General features: G+C 61.7%; 17 protein-coding genes and 2 pseudogenes. 9 read left to right on the forward strand and 10 right to left on the reverse strand.

Going from position 1 to position 19,247, the window contains the following annotated elements:
• The first annotated feature begins 1 nt into the window (after window position 1).
• Window positions 2-788: pseudogene (locus tag ACF2JD_RS07365) on the forward strand (Zn-ribbon-containing protein).
• Here ACF2JD_RS07365 and ACF2JD_RS07370 read toward each other — a convergent pair.
• Window positions 785-1,369: a SecY-interacting protein Syd gene (locus ACF2JD_RS07370; protein WP_440987095.1), complete on the reverse strand. Its 585-nt coding sequence runs from the start codon at window positions 1,367-1,369 to the stop codon at window positions 785-787. The pseudogene ACF2JD_RS07365 and the gene ACF2JD_RS07370 overlap by 4 nt on opposite strands.
• A gap of 256 nt (window positions 1,370-1,625) precedes the next feature.
• On the opposite strand from ACF2JD_RS07370, the gene queF reads away from it, so the two are divergent.
• The 7 genes from queF to ACF2JD_RS07405 all read left to right on the forward strand — a co-directional run bounded on the left by queF (window position 1,626) and on the right by ACF2JD_RS07405 (window position 10,709).
• Window positions 1,626-2,474 (forward strand): NADPH-dependent 7-cyano-7-deazaguanine reductase QueF, encoded by an 849-nt coding sequence (gene queF, locus ACF2JD_RS07375; protein ID WP_440987096.1) that lies wholly within the window; start codon window positions 1,626-1,628, stop codon window positions 2,472-2,474.
• A gap of 114 nt (window positions 2,475-2,588) precedes the next feature.
• Entirely contained in the window at window positions 2,589-4,859 is a 2,271-nt protein-coding gene (locus ACF2JD_RS07380; protein WP_106886061.1) for a hypothetical protein, read from the forward strand.
• Window positions 4,860-4,944: 85 nt separating this feature from the next.
• Window positions 4,945-6,540, forward strand: coding sequence for a diguanylate cyclase (locus ACF2JD_RS07385; RefSeq protein WP_440987097.1), 1,596 nt, complete (start codon window positions 4,945-4,947; stop codon window positions 6,538-6,540).
• A 158-nt stretch (window positions 6,541-6,698) separates the two neighbouring features.
• Complete coding sequence (ppnN, locus tag ACF2JD_RS07390) at window positions 6,699-8,054, forward strand: nucleotide 5'-monophosphate nucleosidase PpnN (protein ID WP_106886059.1); 1,356 nt, start codon at window positions 6,699-6,701, stop codon at window positions 8,052-8,054.
• A gap of 132 nt (window positions 8,055-8,186) precedes the next feature.
• Complete coding sequence (gene xni / locus ACF2JD_RS07395) at window positions 8,187-8,996, forward strand: flap endonuclease Xni (RefSeq protein ID WP_440987098.1); 810 nt, start codon at window positions 8,187-8,189, stop codon at window positions 8,994-8,996.
• Between the two features lie 142 nt (window positions 8,997-9,138).
• Window positions 9,139-10,146: an isocitrate dehydrogenase gene (locus tag ACF2JD_RS07400; protein WP_025327939.1), complete on the forward strand. Its 1,008-nt coding sequence runs from the start codon at window positions 9,139-9,141 to the stop codon at window positions 10,144-10,146.
• 119 nt (window positions 10,147-10,265) lie between these two features.
• Window positions 10,266-10,709, forward strand: a complete 444-nt coding sequence (locus tag ACF2JD_RS07405; RefSeq protein ID WP_005330733.1) for a hypothetical protein — start codon at window positions 10,266-10,268, stop codon at window positions 10,707-10,709.
• Window positions 10,710-10,791: 82 nt separating this feature from the next.
• On the opposite strand, the gene rlmM is transcribed toward ACF2JD_RS07405, so the two are convergent.
• The 7 genes and pseudogenes from rlmM to dinB form a co-directional block, all read right to left on the reverse strand.
• Window positions 10,792-11,886: a 23S rRNA (cytidine(2498)-2'-O)-methyltransferase RlmM gene (rlmM, locus tag ACF2JD_RS07410; protein ID WP_025327941.1), complete on the reverse strand. Its 1,095-nt coding sequence runs from the start codon at window positions 11,884-11,886 to the stop codon at window positions 10,792-10,794.
• Window positions 11,879-12,265: a DUF423 domain-containing protein gene (locus tag ACF2JD_RS07415; protein WP_408846606.1), complete on the reverse strand. Its 387-nt coding sequence runs from the start codon at window positions 12,263-12,265 to the stop codon at window positions 11,879-11,881. Before ACF2JD_RS07415 ends, rlmM begins: the two co-directional genes overlap by 8 nt.
• Before the next feature lie 26 nt (window positions 12,266-12,291).
• On the reverse strand, window positions 12,292-12,927 hold the full coding sequence (locus ACF2JD_RS07420) for an alpha/beta family hydrolase (RefSeq protein ID WP_408846605.1): 636 nt from the start codon (window positions 12,925-12,927) through the stop codon (window positions 12,292-12,294).
• A 4-nt stretch (window positions 12,928-12,931) separates the two neighbouring features.
• Entirely contained in the window at window positions 12,932-13,852 is a 921-nt protein-coding gene (locus tag ACF2JD_RS07425) for a transcriptional regulator GcvA (protein WP_025327944.1), read from the reverse strand.
• 283 nt (window positions 13,853-14,135) lie between these two features.
• Window positions 14,136-16,270, reverse strand: a pseudogene (locus ACF2JD_RS07430) (methyl-accepting chemotaxis protein).
• Between the two features lie 60 nt (window positions 16,271-16,330).
• A complete protein-coding gene (locus tag ACF2JD_RS07435; protein ID WP_440987099.1) occupies window positions 16,331-16,603 on the reverse strand; it encodes a hypothetical protein in 273 nt (90 codons plus the stop codon).
• 24 nt (window positions 16,604-16,627) lie between these two features.
• On the reverse strand, window positions 16,628-17,386 hold the full coding sequence (gene dinB, locus ACF2JD_RS07440) for a DNA polymerase IV (RefSeq protein WP_440987100.1): 759 nt from the start codon (window positions 17,384-17,386) through the stop codon (window positions 16,628-16,630).
• Between the two features lie 202 nt (window positions 17,387-17,588).
• Here dinB and ACF2JD_RS07445 point away from each other — a divergent pair, with 202 nt between their 5' ends.
• Window positions 17,589-17,801 (forward strand): hypothetical protein, encoded by a 213-nt coding sequence (locus tag ACF2JD_RS07445; protein ID WP_005330720.1) that lies wholly within the window; start codon window positions 17,589-17,591, stop codon window positions 17,799-17,801.
• A 73-nt stretch (window positions 17,802-17,874) separates the two neighbouring features.
• Here the strand turns inward: ACF2JD_RS07445 and nqrM are convergent, their stop codons facing one another.
• Both nqrM and ACF2JD_RS07455 read right to left on the reverse strand, forming a co-directional pair.
• Complete coding sequence (gene nqrM / locus ACF2JD_RS07450; RefSeq protein WP_005330718.1) at window positions 17,875-18,099, reverse strand: (Na+)-NQR maturation NqrM; 225 nt, start codon at window positions 18,097-18,099, stop codon at window positions 17,875-17,877.
• 102 nt (window positions 18,100-18,201) lie between these two features.
• Complete coding sequence (locus tag ACF2JD_RS07455; RefSeq protein ID WP_408846602.1) at window positions 18,202-19,245, reverse strand: FAD:protein FMN transferase; 1,044 nt, start codon at window positions 19,243-19,245, stop codon at window positions 18,202-18,204.
• Between the last annotated feature and the right edge of the window lie 2 nt (window positions 19,246-19,247).

Genomic DNA, 19,247 nt, shown 5'->3' on the forward strand with positions numbered 1-19,247 from the left:
CATGTATATCCTCGAACTCAACTTTGAATGCTACCGTGACACCTCCCTCGGCGAAGCCGAGCCGGCCATAGTCAACTACCTCGACATGCTGCGCTACCAGGGGCAGATCCTGGGACGGGAGTTTCCCACCAGCATGCAGGATGGTTGCTTCGTCAGCCGGGTGGTCTGCCCGGAGCAGGACAGCCTGCACCCGGACAACCAGAGCGAGCAGGTCGCGCTGGCCGAACAGGGCCTGCACCAGGCGGGGCTGCTGGCCCCCAAGCCCCATCTGCTCGGCATGGATCTGCTCTCAGACAGCACGGATCCTTGCGGCCAGGAGGGCGAGCGGCCGAACTGGATGCTGCTCTACACCAGCTTTGTGCACACTTGCTCCCCCCTGCGCTGCGGCGATCATTTCGCCCCCATTCCGCTCTACCGCCTGCCCGCCATCGCCAACGGCGACCACAAGCAGATCATCAAGTGGCAGGAGGATTGGGAGGCCTGCGATCAGTTGCAGATGAACGGCTCCATCGCCGAGCACGCTGTGCTGCACGAAATCAGCGAGGTGGGCAGCCGCCTGCAGCGCCGGGGCAGCGATCTGGCCAGACGACTGGAGGGGCTCTGCGGGATCCCGACTTACTACTACCTCTACCGGGTGGGCGGGCCTGAGCGGCCGAGGAGAAAGGCGCGCCCCTGCCCCAGCTGTGGCGGTGAGTGGGCGCTGGCAGAGCCGCTGCACGATATCTTCGACTTCAAGTGCGATCAGCTGCCGTCTGGTCTCCAACCTCTCCTGGGATTTCAAGGATTAAGCGCGCCCGTACGCGATGCCATAAAAAGAGCCTTGCCGCATGGCAAGGGCTCTCGTTCGTTCCGATGAGTAACCTTGGCTCGAACCGGCGCTATTGCGGCAACGTCTCCAGCCGCTCCAGAAACGCCGGCAAGAGGGGGCCAGCACCAGACGGCGACCGGAGTCGAGCCACTCCAGCCACACCTGACCGCTCTCGTTATCCAGCGACACCAGCGTCATCTCGTTGCGGGTGGTGGCGATGAAGAGGAGGGGGCGCTTCAACTTGCGCAGCATCAGCAGGTGGCCGATGAGGTTCTCCTTGAGCAGGTCCAGATCCGCCTCGTTCCACGGCAGGATGAGTTCAAGGCGCAGCCCCTTGTAGGGCAGGGGATGGGGCGGCTGAACCAGTGCCCAAACAGGGCGATAGCGAGCGGGGATGCAAGTCAGCTCAAGGGCATCGGCCATGGCCGTAAAATCGGCGGGCTCGGGGCGATGGTGAGGACGCCAGGCCACCCGCCCATCGGCGGGCTCATCCAAGCTCGCAGGGGGAGCGCCAGTCCGCCTCCCACTCGCACAGGGGCAGCCCTCGTCTGGCCTCGCCATCCCGTTGCCAGCGCAAAAAAGTGCTCCAGGGCAGACAAAACTTGATCCGACATCGAAAATCCCCACAATTGCTGGCAAAGTCCGCTATTGCACCACCAAACCCGGTAACAGACAAGGTTGCCAGCCACCTAGTGACCCGAGAAACAGAACCCGGGATACAGAGAGGCCGACGCCCAAGCCAGACGGCTGCAACCATCCGGCCCTGCAATGGCCCGTTTCATTCCACTCATCATGAGCACATTACGTGAGCAACCCTGTGAGCAAACAAGATAGATACGCCGGGGCCAGCGCCCTGACCGGCCTGAGCCTGGGCCAGCAATCCGATTACATCAGCCAGTACACCCCCTCCCTGCTGCAACCCGTGCCACGCAGTCTGAACCGCGACGATCTCGGCCTTGGCGAAACGCAGCCCTTCCAGGGCTGCGACGTCTGGACCCTGTATGAACTCTCCTGGCTCAACGCCAAGGGCAAGCCCGTGGTCGCGCTCGGCGAAGTGGCTGTGCCCGCCACCAGCCCTAACCTCATCGAATCCAAGTCGTTCAAGCTCTACCTCAACTCCTTCAACCAGACCCGCTGCGACTCCCTGTCGGCGGTGCAGGCACTGCTGGCCAAAGACCTGAGCGCCTGTGCCGGGGCGGAGGTGAGCGTCACCCTGTTCCCTCTCGATCAGGCTCCACACCAGATAGCGCTGCTGCCGGGTGAATGCATCGACGAGCAGGACATAGAGATCGACAGCTACGAGTTTGACCAGACCCTGCTGCAAGGAGCCGCAGAGGCGGAAATTGTGGAAGAGACACTGCACAGCCATCTGCTCAAGTCCAACTGCCTGGTCACCAGCCAGCCGGACTGGGGATCCCTGGTGATCCACTACCGCGGCCCGCGCCTCAATCGGGAGAAGCTGCTGCGCTATCTCATCTCCTTCCGCCAGCACAACGAGTTCCACGAGCAGTGCATAGAGCGCATCTTCATCGATCTCAAGCACTTCTGCGCCCCGCAGCAGCTGACCGTCTATGCCCGCTACACCCGCCGCGGGGGGCTGGACATCAACCCCTTCCGCAGCGACTGGGAGTCGGTGCCCGCCAACCTGCGCCTCATCCGCCAGTAAGCCCGGCGCCACAACCCGGGGGATCAGGCCCATCACCCATGTCATCAATGAACTCTGGACGGGCGGGGGTGGGCTTGGATAACATGCCTGCACCTCGGTGCCGTTCTTAATCCAATGAATCAACTGTTTTTTCTGGCAATGATGATGTCCTCCCTGTCGGCTCCGGATCTGGATCTGGCCAAGGAGCAGTTGTCTATCGATCTGCAGCAGGCACAGACCCTGGTGCTGACCGATCCCGCCAGATGTGTCCAGATTGCCACCTCCTTCCTCGAACGCACGGCCAATAACCCCAAGCAAATCATCAGCAACCGTCAGGAATACGGCTATCGGGAGCCGATCCTGAGCTATGGCACCGCGACCCAGACCACGGGTGCCTACCTGCTTCAGGGCGAGTGCCTGCAACAGCTGGGACAGAGCCAGCCGGCCCAGGACTCCTTCGACAAGGGCATCGCCATGGCCGAGAAGGAGCAGCAGTTCGAGCTGCAGGCCCATGGTCTCTACCTAAAGATCCGCAGCCGGGAGATGCAGGAGCATGCCCCTGGCGCCAGCACTATGGCGCTCGAACAGCTGGACAAGCTGCTGACCAACCCCGGCCTCAAAGAGAGTCAGCTGCAGGTCTACAGCCGCCTGCTGCACGTCAATGCCAGCATGGAGGGGCGCCAGTTCGATCTGGCCAAGCGCCAGCTGACAGAGGCGCGCCAATGGGCGGAACAGGCCAAGAACCCACTGGCCAGGGCCTGGGTCAGCGCCGTGGGAGGGGATCTCTATCAGGCGCTCGGACAGCCCCAGCTCGCCCTCGGGGAGTATATCGACGCCCAGCAGCAGGCCAAGAATCTGCAGGATCCCCTCTTCCTCGGCCTGCTGTCGAACCAGATGATCAGCCTCTATCAGGCGGAGCAGGAGCCGCAAAAAGCGCTGCAGTATGCCAACGAGGCGGCCAACTACTTCCATGCCCTCGGCAACCCCTCCCTGCTGAGCGACGCCCTGATAGTGCTCGCCCGGCTCAACCGGGATCAGGGGGAGATGAACATGGCGCTGGTCTACTTCTTCAACGCCCTGGATCTGCTGGGCGAGAACAACAACCGCACCCGCATCGCCCACCTCAAGTTCGAGATAGGCAAGACCTATCTGCAGACCGGCAACCTGACCCTGGCCCGCAACTACCTCAATGCGGCGCGCCAATCCCACGAGCTGGGGGACGACAAGGAGTCGCTGATCGATACCCTGTTGCTACTGGGAGAGCTGCACCTCAAGCAGCAGGAGGCGGGCATCGCCATCCTGCAGCTGGAGAATGCCCTGACCCTGGCCAACCGGATTGGCGACATCCGCCGCCAGTTTGAAATCTTCCGGCTGCTCGCCATCGCCTACGAGCAGAAGGGCTACCTCCAGCAGGCCCTCGAGAGTTACAAGAATTATCACCAGCGCAGCGAGCTGGTCCGCCAGCAGCAGCTCGATCTGGAGCAGGAGGCGGTCCGCGACAACTACGCCCAGGTGGAGCGGGTCCAGCAGGTCAAGGAACTGGAGCAGCGCCTCGACCAGAGCCAGCATCAGCAGGAGCGCTATCTCTGGACCAGCGTCAGCACTGGCCTGCTGCTGGTCCTGTTCATCTACCTCTTTTTCACCCTCTGGCTCAAGCTGCGGGTCGCCCGCCTCAATGCCAGACAGCTGGGCGAAGCCCTGCTCATCGAGCCGCGCAGCGGCCTTGCCAACTGGCAGCGACTGATGAGCCGCTGGCCTCGCGAGATGGCCAAGCGCCAGCAAAAATCCGATCGCTGGTACCTGAGCGAGCGCCCCACCAGCGAGTTTGACGACAAGCTCCACTACCTGCTGTTCCGGGTGCCCTTCCTGGTCAACAGCCTGGAGCAGCATGGATATCAGGTCAGCCGCGAGATTGAGCAGGCCTTCGGCCGCTACGTCAATCAGCTGACCCCTCAGGATGGCCGCATCTACGACCTGCGCGAGGGACACCTGCTCTACGTGGTGCCTCAGCGTCACGTGGCCCAGCTGCACCAGCTGGCGCAGGAGCTGCTGGAGACCCTGGCCGCTTTCCCCTGCGAATACCCGCTGGACAGGCACATCAGCCTCGGCATCGTCAGCCATCCCTTCCTGCCCAAGGCGGCCATGGCCCTCGATCATCACGGCCTGTTCGACCTCTGTTATCTGGCGCTCTCGGGGGCCATGCAACTCAGCGACAAATACCAGCAGAGCGTCTGGCTGGAGCTGGCGGCCATCGATTGCCAACAGGCCGCATTTTTTAATGGCGATGTGTGGCAATGCTGCTTGATGGCAATTGACAAGGGACTGGTAAAAGTAAATTCTTCTCATGAAAAGCAATGGGTTAATTGGCTTTTGCTTTCACGGACGAAAGTGCCGGATAACCCATAACAAAAAGGTACTCAACGGGGTCTTTCATTGGCTTACTGTTGCTGGACGACACAAAAACGATAATGACAACAGGGCGACCTGCACAATGAATGATATCGCTGCCGTAACAGGACAACTGGCAAGACTCAGGGAATCCCTTCAGCAAAAACAGCAGGAGCTCGATGGCATGGCCACGTTCTCCGATGCCGAACGCACCCGCAGCATCCAGTTTATCGGCAAGCTGATGCAGGCCTGCCGTGGTCACGATCGTGAACTGGACAGCCGGCTCGCCAAGCTCAAGCAGAAGCTCGATGGCAATCCTCCCCTCTCCTCGCTCGACGCCGATCTCGCCGTCATCGAGAAGCTGTTGCAGCAACATGGCCACGCCATGGAGGAGTCCATCAGTCTGACTCGAGCCGCCATCGATCTCGGCAGCAAGCAGCTCAAGTCATTGAAGGGCTTTCCGGAAGATACCCGTCGCTCCCTCAAGGAGTTTCTCGCGAGCCCCGAGGGCTATGGCATAGGCGATCACCAGAAGAAGGTGATCCGCTTGCTGGAGTTCTACCAGCAGGCCATCAAGATCCAGCTGCTGCCACGCCAGCCGCTGCTCGCCCCCGAGATGGCCACCGAGCTCTCCAACCCGGCGCCCAGCGACTCCTTCGATATCAAGGCCCACGCCCAGATCTCCGATGAGCTGCAGCGGCTCATCACAGAGCTCGACTTTGCCGGCGCCGTGGGGGAGAGCCTGGCGGACATACGCCGCCAGCTGCTGGGGGGGATCACCCCGCCCCTGCTGGCGGAGATCTGCCTGCAGATCATCGAGCTCATCATTGAGGGGACCCGGGAGGAGCGTAAATCCTCCCAGGCCTTCCTCAGCTCCCTCAACGAGAGCCTCTCCGCGGTACATTTCAACTTTACCGAGTCCCTGGACGAGGGGCGGGCGCTGCAAAATGCCACCCACCTCAGCGGCCAGGCGCTGGAGCGGGAACTCGCCGCCATCGATCACACCATGGCGACCCACAATTCCCCGCAGTCCCTCAAGGGGGCCATCTCCAGCCATCTGGACACCATACGCCGCCTGCAGCAGGAGCGGGAGGCCATGGCCAGCCGCGAGCGTCACCTGCTCACCCACCTCTCCAACATGGAAGCCAAGCTGCGACTGATGAAGGAGGAGACGGCCGAGTACAAGAAGCGGCTCACCATTCAGAAGCACAAGCTTTTTCTCGACAGCCTGACCCAGGTGCACAACAGGGCGGCCCTCGACGAGCGGCTCGAGCTCGAGTACAAGCGCTGGCTGCGCTACGGCACCCCGCTGTGCCTGGCGATCATCGACATAGACCACTTCAAGAACATCAATGACAACTACGGCCACATGGCCGGGGACAAGGCATTGAAGGTGGTCGCCAAGGCCTTGCAGAACGCCTTGCGTGACACCGACTTCATCGCCCGCTTCGGTGGGGAGGAGTTCGTGGTGCTGCTGCCGAACATCAATCCGGACAAGTACCAGAAACCCCTGGAGAACCTGCGCCAGACGGTCAAGAGCATTCCGTTCCGGTTCAGAGACGCCAGGGTCGAGATCACCATCTCCATCGGCGCCACCCTGTTTCGCGAAGGGGACCACACCACGGACGCATTCGAGCGCGCAGACAAGGCACTCTACAGCTCCAAGAATCTGGGCCGGGATCAGGTCAATCTGGCCTGAACCCGGGTTGAACTGCGGCTAAAAAACAGGCAAACGCACCGCCCCCCTATTCCCCTGCCCCACCCCTTGCCTCTACTATCGAAATCGAGGGATGCCATGGCATCCCGTTTTCTCCCCAGGGAAAGCACAACGATAACAAGCGAGTGAAAGGGGAAATTATGATTACACACATCAATCCCGTGGGCAGCATGGACCTGCTGTCCCAACTTGAGGTGGATCGCCTCAAGCAGACCGCCTCCAGCGATATCTATCAACTGTTTCGCAACTGCTCGCTGGCGGTGCTCAACTCCGGCAGCCACACCGACAGCTCCAAAGAGATACTGGAGCGCTTCAAGTCCTTCGATATTCATGTGATCCGGCGCGAACGCGGGGTCAAACTCGAGCTGTTCAATGCCCCCGAGCACGCCTTCGTCGATGGCGAGATCATCCGCGGCATCCAGGAGCACCTGTTCTCCGTGCTGCGCGACATCCTCTATGTCTCGACCCAGCTGGAGTCCAATCGCCTGGTCAACCTCACCAGCTCCACCCACATCTCCAATGTGGTGTTCGCCATACTGCGCAACGCCAAGGCGATCCTGCCCGGCGCCGATCCCAACCTGGTGGTCTGCTGGGGCGGTCACTCCATCAACGAGGTGGAGTACCAGTACACCCGCGCCGTGGGCAGCGAGCTGGGCCTGCGGGAGCTCAACATCTGCACCGGCTGCGGCCCGGGTGCCATGGAAGGCCCCATGAAGGGGGCCGCCGTCGGCCACGCCAAGCAGCGGGTGCGCAACGGCCGCTACATAGGTCTCACCGAGCCCTCCATCATCGCCGCCGAGCCGCCGAACCCCATAGTCAACGAGCTGGTGATACTGCCGGACATCGAGAAGCGGCTGGAGGCCTTCGTGCGTCTGGGCCACGGCATCATCATCTTCCCGGGCGGGGTCGGTACCGCCGAGGAGCTGCTCTATCTGCTCGGCATCATGATGCACCCGGCCAACGAGCGGCAGCCCATGCCAATCATACTGACCGGTCCGAAGGAGAGCGCCGACTACTTCCGCGCCATCGACGACTTCGTCAAGGCCACCCTGGGTGAGCCGGCCACCAGCCTCTACCGCATCATTGTCGGGGATGCCCCGGAAGTGGCGCGGGTGATGAAGGAGGCGATGCCGAAGATCCGCGAATACCGCAAGTCGGTGGGAGATGCCTACTCCTTCAACTGGTCCTTGCGCATAGAGCCGGAGTTCCAGCTGCCGTTCGAGCCGGATCACGCCAGCATGGCGAGCCTGGATCTGCACCGCAACCAGCCGCCCCAGCTGCTGGCGGCGAACCTGAGGCGCGCCTTCTCCGGCATAGTCGCCGGCAACGTCAAGGAAGGGGGCATTCGCGCCATCGAGAAGAAGGGCCCCTTCAAGCTGCACGGCGACAAGGAGCTGATGCACCTGATGGACAGGCTGCTGGAGAGCTTCGTCAGGCAGCAGCGGATGAAGCTGCCTGGCAGCCAGTACATTCCCTGCTACGAAATCGTGAAATAAGGGCGTAGCGCCCGTGATGACAGGAGGGGCCCCAGGCCCCTCCTTCACTTCCCGGCCCAGGCGTCCGGGGTTAGCACGGCGCCCATCCCTTGTTACAATGGGCCGTCCCGACCGCCAAGAGTGCTCCCTGCCATGCCACACCCCAGGCCACACCTGCTCATCATCGATGCCCTCAACCTCATCCGCCGACTGCACGCGGTGCAGGCCCAGCAGGCGCTGACCCCGGCCCAGGCCCTGATCGCCACCCGCGCCAACCTCATCAACACCTGCAAGAAACTGCTGGCCGCCAGCGAGCCGACCCACGCCATCGCCGTGTTTGACGGCGAGGTGCACAGCTGGCGCAAGGAGATCTATCCGGCCTACAAGGAGGGGCGCACTCCCATGCCACAGGAGCTGAGGGAGGGACTGGCCGACTTGCAGGACGCCTTCTGGGAGTGCGGTGTGGATGCCCTGCTCTCCCAGACCGACGAGGCGGACGATCTTATCGCCACGTTAGCCAGTGGAATTGCCCAGCACGGCGCCAGGGCCACCATCATCTCCACCGACAAGGGCTTCTGCCAGCTCATCTGCCCGCAGATCCGGGTCCGCGACTACTTCAACAAGCGCTGGCTGGATGAGGCCTTCGTGCAGCAGCAATATGGCGTCGTCCCGGCGCAGCTGGTGGACTTCTGGGCCCTGACCGGCATCGGCGGCTCCAACATCAAGGGAGTGCCGGGCATAGGGCCAAAGACGGCGACCCAGCTGCTGCAACAATATGGCGATCTGGCCGCCATGCTGGATGCCTGCCAGCAGGAAGACGCGGGCAAGCCTCTGCTCAAGTTGCGCCAGCACAAGGAGGAGGCCCTGCTGGCCCAGCGGCTGGTGCGGCTGCAGCAAGACATCCCCTTAGGCTTCAACCTGAGAGAGATCCGCTACCCGCCCGAGCCCGACTCGGAGGCGTGATCTCCGGCACACTATTCCCCGAAACAGGCCGTACCTGTTGACATAAATGGGAAAAATGTAAAGAAACATGGAGGAAGTGGTGCAAAAATGGTATAAAACCGCCGAATCCTCCCCCTCTGTTCCCTAGAAGTGGATACGTCTCATGTCAAAAAGAAAAATTACCGTCATTCCGGGCGACGGCATAGGCCCCAGCATCATCGAATCCGCCATCCAGATCCTGACCCACGCCGGCTGTGATTTTGACTATGACTATGCCGATGCCGGTCTGGTCGCGCTGGAGAAGCACGGCGAGCTGCTGCCCCAGTCCACCCTCGATTTGATTGAGAAGAACAAGGTCAGCCTGAAGGGCCCCCTCACCACCCCGGTCGGCGGCGGCTTCACCTCCATCAACGTCTCCCTGCGCAAGAAGTTCAACCTCTACGCCAACGTGCGCCCGGTGATCTCCTTCAAGGGCACCAGGAGCCGTTACGACAACATCGACATCATCACTGTGCGTGAAAACACCGAGGGCATGTACTCTGGCGCCGGCCAGAAGCGCAGCGATGACAACCAGAGCGCCGAGGCGATGAGCATCATCACCCGCGACGGGGCTGAACGCATCGTCACCTTCGCCTTCGAGCTGGCGCGCCAGGAAGGGCGCAAGAAGGTCACCATCATCCACAAGGCCAACATCCTCAAGTCCACCTCGGGCCTGTTCCTGGAAGTGGCGCGCGAGGTGGCCGCCCGCTATCCGGATATCCAGAACGAAGAGATGATAGTCGACGCCGCCTGCATGAATCTGGTGATGTACCCGGAGCGGTTCGATGTCATGGTTACCACCAACCTGTTCGGCGACATCCTCTCGGATCTCTGCGCCGGTCTGGTGGGGGGCTTAGGCATGGCCCCAGGTGCCAACATAGGTGAGGGCGCCGCCATCTTCGAAGCGGTGCACGGCTCGGCGCCGGACATCGCTGGCAAGAACATCGCCAACCCGACCTCGGTGATCCTCGCCTCCATCCAGATGCTGGAGTATCTGGGCATGCAGGACAAGGCCGAACGCATCCGTGAGGCAGTACGGGCGACCATCGAGTCCGGCGATCGGGTGACCCGGGATCTGGGGGGCACTGCCTCCACCAGCGAATTCACCCAGGCCATCATAGACCGTCTATAAATCATATCTAACTGATTGATTTAAAAAGGGAGCTTCGGCTCCCTTCGTTTTATACCGGATCCCCCTATCTCCCTTGTCAGATGAATACTATGTTCATATGAGGGATAAGGAGATCCATCATGCGTGCTACTTTCATCGTGCTGATCTTCAGCAGCAGTACCATGGCATTAGACAGGCCCATCGACAACGCCTGGTTGACACCGCCCCCTCAGTACGAGCCGCCGGCCAAGCAGACCTGGCAGTCCAATATCGATACCAACGACCTGCTCAAGAGCCCCAAGCCGCTCTCCCTCGGCGTGGACATCATGACCGACAGCAATGGCACCCAGCGGGTCACCCCCTACCAGAAACTAAACCTGACGGCCGAGAAGAGCGTGAGCCTCTCCTTCGAAAAGCACAAACCCAGGATCAAGTTCAATGCCGGTGGCATCCACACCTCGGTCAAGCTCAGGGGGGACGGCGTCAAGATGCAGTTCAACCCCACCGACAAGACAATTCCGCTCCAGATCGAGCTCAAGATCACCGATGACGAGTCCATGATGCGCTTCGACTACCGCTTCTGATGAAGTCAGAAAGCAAAAAACCGGACGGGGCTAGCCGTCCGGTTTTTATTTGGCGTCACACCAGGTGACGCAGGGGCCTTGCTCAGGACTTGGGTTCGAGCTTGGAGACCCAGAACTTGTTATAGACGTGCACGGTGATCTCTTCGCGATCGTGGTAGAGCTGCTTGGCCTGGATCACGAACGCATTGTCGATCTCCTTGAGCATCTCCCGCAGCACCTCTATGTTGTGCACCGCCTCGGCATAGCGCTTCTTCATCGGCAGCTTGAGGTTGAACATGGCCTCCTGGCAGTCGTTCTCACGGAACCAGTCGGCAATCATGTGGACCACCCGCGCCGGCTTGTCCACCATGTCGCACACCAGCCAGTAGGTGTTCTTCTTGCCTGGCCGCCAGACGAAGCCGTCGTCGCGAATGTGCTTGACCTGGCCGGTATCCATCAGGGACTGGGCCATAGAGCCGTTGTCCACCGCTGTCACCATCATGCCACGGCGCACCAGCTGATAGGTCCAGCCGCCCGGGCAGGCGCCCAGATCCACGGCCTTCATGCCGGAGGTGAGGCGCAGCTCCCACTCTTCCCGCGGCACGAACACATAGAAGGCCTCTTCCAGCTTGAGGCTGGAGCGACTCGGGGCGTCCGGCGGGCAGCGCAGGCGCGGAATGCCCATGTGGAATTCGGAGTTGTTGAAGGAGTAGGAGTACCCCAGCAACAGGTGATCATTGGCCATGAAGAAGGCGTGGAACACCGGACGGTGCGGCGTCTCCTTCTTGGTCAGGATCTCGTTGCCGCGCAGCGCCTGGCGCAGCGGCACTGTGAACTTGCGGCAGAAGGCAGAGAGCTCCTTCGCCTCGTTGGTGTCGGCCGTCTCCACCCGCAGATCGCCACAGATGGCATAGTCACGGGTCGCCTCTATGATGGGGGAAACCCGATCGGAGAGGTCCAGATCCTTCAGCTCATGGGTCACCACCAGCATCTGGCGGATGAAGATGAGCTCACGGAACGGCAGCTTGCGGGCCAGCAGATCCGCCTGCTCCTCGTCATACAGCTCGAAAATCACGTAACCGCTGTCGTCCTTGACCCGGGCGAAGCCGTAGCACTGCATGTTGCTGGCTCGTTCGGTGATCTCTGCCGCCGCCTCTTTCTCAAAACCCGGGCGGCAATAAAGCAGCAGATTATTCATTTTTTCCTCCAAGACGACAGCCGGCCCATATCAGAGCCGCCCATCCCAACATAAAACAGAGGCCACCGGCCGGGGTGATGAGCCCCAGCCCCTTGCTGCCAAGCAGCACCATGGCGTAAATACTGCCGGAGAATCCCAGGATCCCCAGCACAAAGGCGGTGCCCGCGAAGGTAATCACCTTGCTGCGCACGCCGCACCACCCCAGCACCAGCAGGGCCAGGGCGTGAAAAAACTGATACTGCACCGCTGTGTTGAACGCCGCCAGCAGTGAAGGGGCTATGCCGGTCGCCGCCAGCCCGTGAGCCCCATAGGCTCCCAGCATGGTGGCCGTCAGGCCGAACAGGCCGGCCAGCACCAGCCAATGTCGATGGATTTGCATCCCACTCTCCTTGCTCTTCAAGGCGCTCAGCGCGTTGCCGAGGTCGCGTCGATAAAGCGCCTCATCTGATCCGCCGCCTGTTGCAGGTTCTCCTGCTCGCTCACCCCGCTGGCTTTTCTCGGCTTGAAGCCATGATCACCATCGGTCAGCCAGTGGACCGATACGGCGGGTGAAAAGGGGAAATCGGCCAGTTCGGCACGGCTACCGAAGGTGTCGCGCTCCCCCTGCAGCAGCAGGGTCGGCGTCTTGATCTGCTTGAGCACCTCGCCCCGCCAGCTGTCGGGCTTGGCCGGGGGGTGGAAAGGATACCCGAGAATGAGCAATCCTGCAGCATTCATCTCGTCGCCCCCGTCATGATAGAGCTCGGCCGCCATCCGCCCCCCCATGGACTTGCCCGCCAGGAACAAGCGGGGATGGGCAAACGCACGCACCATCTCGCGCCAGTAGGCGAGCAGCACGGGTTGCCGGTCCGGCGGCCTGCGCTTGCCATCCTGGGCCCGCTTGCTCATGTAGGGGAAGTTGAAGCGCACCACCTCGATATCCGGCCCCGCCAGCAGCCGCGACAGCTCGGCGAGAAAAGCATGATCCATGCCGGCACCCGCACCGTGGGCCAGCAGAATGCGAACGGGGGCGTCGCTCGCCCCCTCTCTTGTCACATCCATCCCCTCAACCATCGGCGAGACGGGCCCGGCGACGGGCCTCCTCCTGCTCCACCAGCTCCAGCATCCAGTCGCGGAAGGCCACTATCTTGCCCTGATCGGACTGCTGCTCCTGGCACACCAGGTAGAAGGCGTTCTTGCTCACCAGCACCTGCTCGAACGGGCAGATGAGGCGACCCGCCTCAATCTCGGGCTGGGCCAGCACGCTGTGACCGAGCGCCACCCCCTGACCGTGGATAGCCGCCTGGATCACCATGGTGGAGTGGCTGAAGATGGGCCCCTGGTTGACGTTGGGGGCGTCGATGTCGAGCTGGCGGAACCAGGCCTTCCAGTCGCGCCGGGAGGTGTCGTGCAGCAGGGTGTGCCTGGTTAGATCCTCCGGGGTGCGCAGGGGCTTGGGGCCGGTCAGCAACAGGGGGGAGCAGACCGGGATCAGGTACTCGGTGTGCAGCTTGTCCGAGCGCAGACCCGGCCAGTTGCCACGGCCGTAGTAGATAGCCACGTCCACGTCGTCGGTCAGGGATCCCTCGTCCATGTCCACCGCCTTGATCCGCACATCGATGTCGGGGTGGCGCTCGCTGAACTTCACCAGCCTGGGCACCAGCCACTGGATGGCGAAACTCGGCTGCAGGGAGACGGTGAGCGCCCCCTTGGCGCTGCGGGCCAGCAGCTTGTCGGTGGCCTCTGAGATGGAGGCGAAGATGTCCTTGATGTCGAGGAAGTAGCTCTGCCCCTCCTCGGTCAGCAGCAGGGAGCGGTTCTTGCGACGGAACAGCTTGATGCCGAGGTACTCCTCCAGCGCCTTGATCTGGTGGCTGATGGCGGCCTGAGTCACAAACAACTCTTCTGCTGCGCGGGTAAAGCTTAAGTGGCGAGCCGCTGCTTCGAATGCTTTCAGGGCATTGAGCGGGGGTAAACGACGAGACATGACACCAGCCGACGATGAGTTTTTCTAATGGGGCGCATTATAAATTGTCGGTTGCGGGTCGACCAGTGAATAAACATAATTCGCCACGCAATCCGTTGCCATATGGCTCACACCTTCTCTTCCATGTTGGTTTACATGTGGTTTTTGTGAGTGGGCCGACAGCGATTGTGGTGTTGTGTTTCTTCCTCTGCGGGAAGAAGGGCTAAATCGATGCGGTTTGACCCAGTCTGTCATCTGAATGTGTTTGGCGCCTCCAGCTGGATGGCGCCTTTTTTCATCCCTTCTATACCTTGAACTGCCCCACCAGCTGCTGCTGCTTGTCAGCCAGCGCAGAGAGCTCGCGGCCATTTTCGGCGGAGGTCGCCGCCTCGGCGCGGATGGTGTGGCTCACATCGCGAATGTTGCTGACGTTTCGGTTGATCTCGTCAGCCACCTGCTCTGCTCCTGCGCCGCCCGGGCTATCTGCTCGTTCATCTGATGGATGGTGGAGACCGACTGGATGATTTGCTCCAGCACCTGCACCGAGAGATCCACCTTGGTGAGGGTCTCGTCAGCCTGGTCCATGGCCATCGCGGATCGCCTTGACTACGGCGCCGGTACCGGATTGCAGTTGGCTGATCAGGGTCTGGATCTCGACGATCGCATTCTGGGTACGGCCTGCCAGATTGCGCACCTCATCAGCCACCACGGCAAAGCCACGGCCCTGCTCACCGGCCCGCGCCGCTTCGATGGCCGCATTCAGCGCCAACAGGTTGGTCTGCTCGGCAATCCCTGGATCACGATGAGGATGTCATTGATGTTGTCGCTGTTGGCGGAGAGCCGCTCCACCACCGGCTGGGCATCATTGATGATGGTCATCAACTTGCGCATCGCCTCCTGGGTGTCAGCCACGACATATTTGCCCTCTTGCGCTGCGGCGTCAGTGGTGTTGGCGGCCGCCACCGCCGACCCGGCATTGCCGGAGACCTGCAACGCCGTGGCGCTGAGCTCTTCAAATGCGGTCGCCACCAGATCGATCTCCTGATACTGGGCCTGCATGCCACTGCTGGTGCGCTCGGCCACTTGCGCGGCCGCTCGGCACTGCTGCGCGTGCCGGAGACGGTATCGATCACCTGACTGATGGTGGACTGCAGCTTGTCCAGGAAGTTGTTGAACCACTTCGCCAGCTCGCCGATCTCGTCATCACGGCGCAGGTCGATACGCTGGGTCAGATCCCCCTCGCCGCTGGCGATGTCCTTGAGGCGGGCCACCACGGTGCGAATGGGGGCAACGATGCGCTGAGCCATCAGCCAGATGCAGAGCAGGGCCAGGGCCGAGATGGCCCCGCCGATCAGCAGCTGGGTGGCGACGCTGCGCTGGGACTGGGTCTCGAGCTCATCCTGCAGTTGCAGGGCAGAGGCGAGCACCACGGCGCGGGGCAATTCGATGTAGATGCCCCACTGGCGGTCGGTGCCACGCATGGATACCGGGACGAAGGTCTGCAACAGGGCGCCATCGCTGCTCCAGCGCGTCAGCTCCTGACCCTGACTGAGCCAGCCTTTCAGCTCGCTGGCCAGCCCCTGATACTCGATCCAGCCCGCGCCCCATGGTCACATCGAACTCATCGGCTCCCGCCACGCGCCCCTCGTGACTGACCAGCAAGATTCTGCCTTTGCCGTCATAGAGCTCTTGTCCATGGTACTGACCAGACTCTGCAAAGTGGCCAGCGAGATATCAACCCCAACCATCCCCAGCAAGGTCTCCTGCTCCAGCAGCGGGACCGTCACCGAGGTCATCAATATCTGTTTATCGCCCACATCGTCCAGATAGGGCTCCAGCAGGCAGAGGGCACGGGTGCGAATGCTGCAGCGATACCACTCGTTTTCCACACCACCGGCTCGGTCGGGCTCTCGTCAGCCAGTACATCTTCGTTCTGCACCTCCGGTTCATCTTGCCGTTGTCATAGGCCCAGTAACTGGAAAAGCGCCCCTTGTCATTCGAGCCCAACGCCGTTGAGCCCTGATAGTTGCTGTCTTCCCCATCCAGCTGGTCAGGCTCGAACACCGCATAGACACCAAGCAGATTGGTCGATGAGGCAACCGCATCGTGCAGTTGCTGATTGACGGCGCTGCGCAGCGCCTCCGAATGGATGAAGTTGTCGGCCGCATTCTTGCGCTGGAACAAAATGCTCTCGGCCAGCAGGGTGGCGCGGAAATAGGCCTCGTCGAGATAGCTGGTCACCTTGGCCGCCTGCTCCGAGCCCATCGCCTTCATCCAGTTTTCGGCAGCGTGCTGCGCCTCGTGGTGGTGGAGGTGCCGCACCTGCTCCTGCATCTTGTTCGCGTTGTAAATCGAAGAGGCAACCAGAGCGGCGGCTGTCACCAACAAACAACAACCGGCAATCAGGGTAATCCGTCCCTGAACAGAAAGAGAACTCATGCCAATTTCCTAACGTCTACAGATGTGAACACTGTATCGGTTTTGGACACAAAAACTTAACTAAATCACAGCAAATCCAGAGCTCAGTTGATTGATTTCCCCGGCCCCGGGCAAACCCACCACCAGACCGAGCAGGCGAATGGGTTTTCCTTGAGCCCGCTGCAGCCCCTCTTTGAGCAGGGGAAACAAGGCGGCCTGATAACTGCCCTGACTGCGATAGACGGTGGTCTGCTGGAAATCGGCAAACTTGAGCTTGATCCCCTGCCCCATCAGCGCCTCCGCAGGGCACGCCAGCTGAAATCGCAGCTCCAGCTCTGGCAGCAGTTGCTGCAATACCGTCCCAGGCAGGCGGCTTCGTCACAGAGATCGCTGGCCAGGGTGGTCTCCACCCCGATGGTTTGCGGATCCGGTGCGCCTGCACCGGTTGCTCATCCAGCCCCCAGATGCGGGCGTCAGCATCTCCCCAGCTTGCCAAAACGGCTGCACAGCTCTTGTGCCGACAAGGCGCGCATCCTCGCAGGTGTAGAGCCCGAGGGACTCCAGCCGCTGGGCCGTCTTGCGGCCTATGCCGGGTAGTTTGCCGAGCGGCAGCTGGCGCACGAACTCGTCCACCTCCCGGGGCCTTATCACGAAGAGGCCGTCCGGCTTGCGCTGCTCGGAGGCGAGCTTGGCCAGAAACTTGTTCGGCGCCACCCCGGCCGAGGCGGTCAGCCCCAGCTCGAGGGCGATGGCGGCGCGGATCTCGGCCGCCATCAGGGTGGCGCTGCCGCCGCAGTGGGGGCTGTCCGTGACATCGAGGTAGGCCTCATCGAGTGAGAGCGGCTCCACCCTGTCGGTGTAGCGCAGGAAGATGGCCTGCAACTGGCGGGAGGTCTCCTTGTAGACGGCCATCCGGCCCGGCAGCAGCACCAGCGGCGGGCAGAGCTTCCTGGCCAGGGCGCTCGGCATGGCTGAGCGCACCCCGAAGCGGCGCGCCACATAGTTGCAGGTGGAGATGACGCCGCGCCTGTCGGCCGAGCCGCCGATGGCCAGCGGCACCTCCCGCAGGGCCGGGTTGTCCCGCATCTCCACCGCGGCGAAGAAGCAGTCCATGTCGATGTGAATGATCTTGCGCATGCCAGAGTCTGTTGAGCTGTCGGCGCCTGCCGCGTGGTTGGGTGCCCCCGCCGCTGTCATGACGAGGCGGCAACACTACTGTATGAATAACCAGTCAAGACCCCATGCTACCCCAGTCCTGTCATTTCTGCCAGCGCACGGGAGGAGACGGGCGGATAGACTCTCAAGGCACCATCCACATGATGACTCAAGGAGGAGAGAGATGAGAGCAATCTGGCCGGGACTCTGCCTGCTGCTGTTGCCGCTGACGGGCATGACCAAGGACCATCCGACCGCCGAGTGCAGCTGGCTGTTTGAGCGCATAGAGATACTGGAGAAGGCCATCAAGCAGGGGGACGAGCTGGGCACCAGGGAGGAGCTGGCGCAGAGGAAAGCGGAATTTAGCAAGAAATCCTGCCACAAATACGATTACTGAGTGCCATGAAAACGGGAGCCGACCCTGGGTCGGCTCCCGTGCATTCGATGCACCCGCACGCGGGTGCTCGCCCTCAGAGGATGCGGTTGTCCACCAGCATCTTGCGACGGGCCTCTTCCTTGGCCATCTTCTTCTTGCGGTTGTCGCAGGGCTCCGGGCAGTCACACTCCTTCTCGATCCCTATGGTGCCAAGGCCGCCACAGGAGCCGGAGATGGTCTTCTTCTGGAAGATGTAGCCGATGGCCATGGCCACCACCACCACCAGAAACACCCCGAAGGTGATCAGAAAGATCTGCATGGTATTACCCCTTTACTGTTTAACCAGATACGGCTCAACGGCATCCGGCGACAAGATTCTCAGGCAGCGCCACCCCGGTGAGTGATGGCGGTGCCTGCACTGTTAACCGGGCTGCTTGGCCAGGTAGGGCTTGAAGGCATCCGAGTAAGCCTCCTCGAAGCCCTGGTCCGTCTTGGTGATGACGAAGATGGCCAGACCCCGCTCCTTGGCATAGGCCAGGCTCTTCTGCGTTCCCATGACGGTCAGCGCCGTGGCCAGCCCGTCTGCCGTCATGCAGGAGGGGTGGATCACTGTGACCGACACCATGCGATGGGTGATGGGCTTGCCCGTCAGCGGATCTATGGTGTGGGAGAAACGCTTGCCATCCAGCTCGTAGTAGTTGCGATAGTCCCCCGAGGTGGCGACGCCGTTATCCCCTGGCACTATCACTTCCTGCACCGAGCCGGCATTGGCGGTCGGCTTCTCGATGGCGACGCGCCAGGGGTGACCCTTGCCGTTGACGCCATTGATCCGCAGCTCGCCGCCGATCTCCACCAGGTAGTTGCGCGCCCCCAGGGATTCCAGGTACTCGGCCACCTTGTCTACCCCGAAGCCCTTGGCGATGGCGGAGAGATCCACGTAGAGATCCGGGATGTCCTTTTGCAGGGTGTCGGCGTCGACCGAGGTTACCACATGCAGATTGCCGAGGCCCGTCTTCTGCCGGGTCTGGGTGATCAGCTCGTCGGATGGCACCTTGGTCGGTTTGGCATCAGGTCCAAAGCCCCACAGATTGACCAGGGGGCCCACGGTGACGTCCAGCGCCCCGCGGCTCTCGCGGCCAATGTGAATGGCCTCTGTCACCACCCGGGCTGTGTCACGGGAGACCACCAGCGGGGTATTGCCCTTGTGCTGGTTGAAGCGCGACAACTCGGAATCCGGGCGATAGGTGGACATCTGATCGTTGACCCGCTCCAGCAGGACATCCACCTCGGCCTGAAGCTTGGCGGCATCCGTGACGGCGGCATCCGCCACCTTGATGGAGTAGTAGGTGCCCATGGTGCTGCCGGTGATGTGGATCTCCGGCTTGGATTGGACCGATTCCTGACCGCACCCAGTCAAGAAAAAGGCTAGCCCGAAGGCTAGCCAGGTCTTTACAACACTGTGCATGG

Source organism: Aeromonas ichthyocola, assembly GCF_046087985.1.
Lineage (GTDB): Bacteria > Pseudomonadota > Gammaproteobacteria > Enterobacterales > Aeromonadaceae > Aeromonas > Aeromonas rivipollensis.

Coding starts and splice junctions, on each gene's coding strand:
- ACF2JD_RS07370 (WP_440987095.1), bottom strand. CDS start 1,369: ATGGCGAGGCCAGACGAGGGCTGCCCCTGTGCGAGTGGGAGGCGGACT.
- ACF2JD_RS07380 (WP_106886061.1), top strand. CDS start 2,589: ATGAATCAACTGTTTTTTCTGGCAATGATGATGTCCTCCCTGTCGGCT.
- ACF2JD_RS07385 (WP_440987097.1), top strand. CDS start 4,945: ATGAATGATATCGCTGCCGTAACAGGACAACTGGCAAGACTCAGGGAA.
- ppnN (WP_106886059.1), top strand. CDS start 6,699: ATGATTACACACATCAATCCCGTGGGCAGCATGGACCTGCTGTCCCAA.
- xni (WP_440987098.1), top strand. CDS start 8,187: ATGCCACACCCCAGGCCACACCTGCTCATCATCGATGCCCTCAACCTC.
- ACF2JD_RS07400 (WP_025327939.1), top strand. CDS start 9,139: ATGTCAAAAAGAAAAATTACCGTCATTCCGGGCGACGGCATAGGCCCC.
- ACF2JD_RS07405 (WP_005330733.1), top strand. CDS start 10,266: ATGCGTGCTACTTTCATCGTGCTGATCTTCAGCAGCAGTACCATGGCA.
- rlmM (WP_025327941.1), bottom strand. CDS start 11,886: ATGAATAATCTGCTGCTTTATTGCCGCCCGGGTTTTGAGAAAGAGGCG.
- ACF2JD_RS07415 (WP_408846606.1), bottom strand. CDS start 12,265: ATGCAAATCCATCGACATTGGCTGGTGCTGGCCGGCCTGTTCGGCCTG.
- ACF2JD_RS07420 (WP_408846605.1), bottom strand. CDS start 12,927: ATGGATGTGACAAGAGAGGGGGCGAGCGACGCCCCCGTTCGCATTCTG.
- ACF2JD_RS07425 (WP_025327944.1), bottom strand. CDS start 13,852: ATGTCTCGTCGTTTACCCCCGCTCAATGCCCTGAAAGCATTCGAAGCA.
- dinB (WP_440987100.1), bottom strand. CDS start 17,386: ATGCGCAAGATCATTCACATCGACATGGACTGCTTCTTCGCCGCGGTG.
- ACF2JD_RS07445 (WP_005330720.1), top strand. CDS start 17,589: ATGAGAGCAATCTGGCCGGGACTCTGCCTGCTGCTGTTGCCGCTGACG.
- nqrM (WP_005330718.1), bottom strand. CDS start 18,099: ATGCAGATCTTTCTGATCACCTTCGGGGTGTTTCTGGTGGTGGTGGTG.
- ACF2JD_RS07455 (WP_408846602.1), bottom strand. CDS start 19,245: ATGCACAGTGTTGTAAAGACCTGGCTAGCCTTCGGGCTAGCCTTTTTC.